A 3,663-nucleotide genomic window follows, 5' to 3' on the forward strand; every position below is an offset into this window, starting at 1 on the left:
CCGCCGGCACCGGGAGCGCCGCCGCCGCCTCCGGCCCCGGCTCCCGCTCCCGCTCCGGCTGGTGAGGTCACCCCGACCCCCGCACCCGCGCCCCAGCGGACGCAATCGACCTGACGCCCCGTTCGGCGCGCCCGGGATGGTGCGACAACCGTCGCCGAATCGGACCCTCTTTCGTTACGCGAAGCGGGTATACCGAAGTGACGGCCCAGCAACTCGCTGGGCTTTGCCATCGGATGCAAGGAGACCCGCATGGACGTCATGGCAGCTACCGAATATCTGGCCCGCTCAACAACCTTCACGAGCGTCGGCATCATCGGCTACATCATCATCGGCGGTCTGGCGGGTGCGCTCGCCAGCAAGATCCTCAGGGGCAGTGGCGCCGGCATCCTGATGGACATCGTGATCGGCATCATCGGCGCCCTGATCGGCGGCTTCATCCTGAGCTTCTTCGTCAACACCGCGGGCGGCGGCCTGATCTTCACCTTCTTCACCGCGCTGCTCGGGTCGCTGATCCTGCTCTGGATCGTCGGCATGGTGCGCCGCACCTGACCGCGCTTGACACGTTGCGCCCGTGGTGGTCAGCGGCATGATGGACGGATGGTTCCACCGCTGACCACCACGACCATGCGGGCGTGGCGGGTACGTCGGCCCGGCCCGATGGACACCGGCCCGCTCGAGCAAGTCACCACGGACGTGCCGCGCCCGGGGCCGTCGGAGTTGCTGGTCGCCGTGCGGGCCTGCGGGGTGTGCCGCACCGACCTGCACGTCACCGAGGGCGACCTGCCCGTCCACCGCGACCATGTGACACCCGGCCACGAGGTGGTGGGCGAGGTGGTCGAGGTCGGCTCCGACGCGGGGGACGAGTTCCGCGTCGGAGATCGGGTGGGGATCGCCTGGCTGCGCCACACCTGCGGCGTCTGCAAATACTGTCGCCGCGGCGATGAGAACCTGTGCCCGCAATCCCGCTACACCGGCTGGGACGCCGACGGCGGCTACGCCGAATTCGCCACCGTGCCGGCCGCTTTCGCGCATCCCCTCCCCGCGGGTTACAGCGATAGCGAGCTGGCGCCGTTGCTGTGCGCCGGCATCATCGGCTATCGCTCCCTGCTGCGCGCCGACCTGCCGCCCGGCGGCCGGCTGGGGCTGTACGGCTTCGGGGGCAGCGCCCACATCACCGCGCAGGTCGCGCTGGCGCAAGGCGCCGAGGTGCACGTGATGACCCGGGGAGCCGAGGCCCGCGAGCTGGCCATGCGGCTCGGTGCGGCGTCGGCGCAGGGGGCCGCCGATCCGCCCCCGGTACCGCTCGATGCCGCGATCCTCTTCGCGCCGGTCGGTGAGCTGGTGCTGCCCGCGCTGGAAGCGTTGGACCGCGGCGGCACGCTGGCGATCGCCGGCATCCACCTGTCCGATGTCCCGCCGCTGAACTACCAGCGCCACCTGTTCCAGGAGCGCCAGCTCCGCTCGGTCACGTCCAACACCCGGGCCGACGCGCGCGCGTTCCTCGACTTCGCGGGCCGACACCACATCGAGGTGACCACGCCGGAATACCCGCTGGACCAAGCGGATCGCGCGCTATCCGATCTCAGCGCCGGCCGCATCGCCGGGGCGGCGGTGCTGCTGGTGTGACCGGGCTCAGGCCGTCAGGTGCCAGACCAGCGCGGCGGCCAGCGCGCCGAGCCCGTTCAACGACCAGTGCAGCGCGATCGGCGCGATCAGGCTGCCGCTGCGCCGGCGCAGCCAGCTGAAGACGAAGCCCGCGGCTCCGGTGGCGAGCACCGCCGCCGTCACGCCGGCCAGCATCCCCATCACGCCGCCGCCGAAGATCCGGGTCAGGCCGACGTTGCCGCTGGTGAGCCCGAGTGAGGTCGCGACGTGCCAGAGGCCGAACAGCAGCGACCCCGCCAGCGCCACCCCGCGAAAGCCCCACGCCCGATGCAACGCACCGTGCAGCACGCCCCGAAACGCCAGCTCCTCCGGGATCACGGTCTGCAACGGGATGATGACCATCGAGGCGATCAGCGCGCCCGAGACGGTGGCGTACCGGTGGTTCAGGAACATCGGCCGGGTCATCGGCAGCAGCACCCCGGCGGCGATCACGGACGCCACCAGCAGCACGGCGGCCAGCGCGTAACCCAGCCCCGACTTCCAGTGTTCGCGTCCCAGGCCCAGGTCGGCCCAGTCCAGCCCGTTGGCCCGCATCAGGAACACCAGGCCGACCGCGGCCGCGGGAACGACACCGATGCTCGCCCACGGGGTGGTGAAGTGCGCGATCAGGTTGGTCGTCACCAGCACCGCCACGACGACGGCGATGTCGAGATGAATCCGGACCCGGTGCAGCGCCGAGAGCTGGGAGATCACCGGATGGTGAATGTCGGCGGTCCCGGCGGCGTCAGGCATCCGACCAGTTTACCCGCGACCCGGCCGCCCACCCGCGTCCCGCGGCGGGGCGGGCGTTTTCCCCTCGGCCGCCCCGCGCCGACCGACCGAATGTCCAGCTAGCCCGTTTAAACCCGCCAGATGCGGGGACTTTTACGGGCGACTGGCTTGTCCGCCGTCGGTTAGTCGGGGCCGGCCAAGCAACTGGGGGAACTGGGGAATTGGATTTTGCTGCGCTGCCGCCTGAGATCAACTCCGGCCGGATGTACGCCGGCCCGGGGCCGGCCTCACTGCTGTCGGCCGCGCAAGGCTGGAACGCCGTGTCGGCCGAGTTGCACTCCGCCGCGCACTCCTTCCAATCGGTGATCGCCGAGCTGTCGGGCGCCTGGCAGGGCCCCTCGTCGGCCGCGATGGTCGCGGCCGCCGCCCCCTACGCGGCCTGGCTGCACGCCGCCGCCGCGCAGGCACAGCAGACGGCGACGCAGGCCGCCGCCGCGGTGGCCGCCTATGACGCCGCGTTTGCGGCGACGGTGCCGCCGCCGGTGATCGCGGCCAACCGCGCCCGGTTGGCGGCGCTGGTCGCGAGCAACCTGCTGGGGCAGAACACGCCGGCCATCATGGCCAACCAAGCCCGCTACGCGGAGATGTGGGCCCAGGACGCGGCCGCCATGTATACGTACGCGGCCAACTCGGCGAGCGCGGCGGCGTTGAAGCCGTTCACCCCGCCGTCGCAGAACACGAACCCGGACGGGCGGGCCGGTCAGGCCGCGGCGGTCGCCCAGGCCGCCCGCACCCCGGCCGGCACGTCCGTGCAGGAACTATCGCAGTTGACCTCCTCGTTGCCCCGCACGCTGCAGAGCCTCGCGTCGGGAGGGCCGTCCGGGTTGGCCACGGCGGCGGCGTCCGGCGGGAGCAGCTCCGGCTCGTCGCTCGGCAGCATCGCCTCCAGCGTCGGGGACTACCTCACATTCCTGAGCGGGGTGACGTTCATCGTCAGCGGGGTCCTGTTCATCATCGGCCCGGTCGTCCAGATCGCTGCGAGCGCGCAACCGTCGGGCGGGGGAGGCGGAGGCGGATCCGGCAGCGGGGGCGGCGGATCCTCGACATCGGTTACCTCGCCGGGGCCGACGATGGTGGGCACCGCGTCCGGTGGGGGCGCACCGGTGTCGGCGGGCATGGGCCGCGCGACGCCGATCGGCCGGTTGTCGACACCGCCGACCTGGGCCGCGGCGGCGCCCGAGGCGCGGTTGACGGCCAGGGCGATGCCCGACGTTGTGCCCACCGGCT

General features: G+C 72.1%; 4 protein-coding genes. 3 read left to right on the forward strand and 1 reads right to left on the reverse strand.

The genetic code is table 11. The features are described from left to right. Positions 1-249: 249 nt before the first annotated feature. Entirely contained in the window at positions 250-549 is a 300-nt protein-coding gene (locus tag HMPREF0591_RS17925) for a GlsB/YeaQ/YmgE family stress response membrane protein (RefSeq protein ID WP_007170048.1), read from the forward strand. A 48-nt stretch (positions 550-597) separates the two neighbouring features. Next, the gene (locus HMPREF0591_RS17930; protein ID WP_007170049.1) at positions 598-1,626 is read left to right on the forward strand and encodes a zinc-binding alcohol dehydrogenase family protein; all 1,029 of its coding nucleotides are present in this window, start codon (positions 598-600) and stop codon (positions 1,624-1,626) included. A gap of 6 nt (positions 1,627-1,632) precedes the next feature. Here HMPREF0591_RS17930 and HMPREF0591_RS17935 read toward each other — a convergent pair whose 3' ends face one another. After that, on the reverse strand, positions 1,633-2,397 hold the full coding sequence (locus HMPREF0591_RS17935; protein ID WP_007170050.1) for a CPBP family intramembrane glutamic endopeptidase: 765 nt from the start codon (positions 2,395-2,397) through the stop codon (positions 1,633-1,635). A gap of 200 nt (positions 2,398-2,597) precedes the next feature. Here HMPREF0591_RS17935 and HMPREF0591_RS33150 point away from each other — a divergent pair. Then, the coding region (locus HMPREF0591_RS33150; protein WP_007170051.1) for a PPE family protein at positions 2,598-3,663 on the forward strand (1,066 nt) is incomplete at its 3' end.

The organism is Mycobacterium parascrofulaceum ATCC BAA-614 (genome assembly GCF_000164135.1).
GTDB classification, from domain to species: Bacteria; Actinomycetota; Actinomycetes; order Mycobacteriales; family Mycobacteriaceae; genus Mycobacterium; species Mycobacterium parascrofulaceum.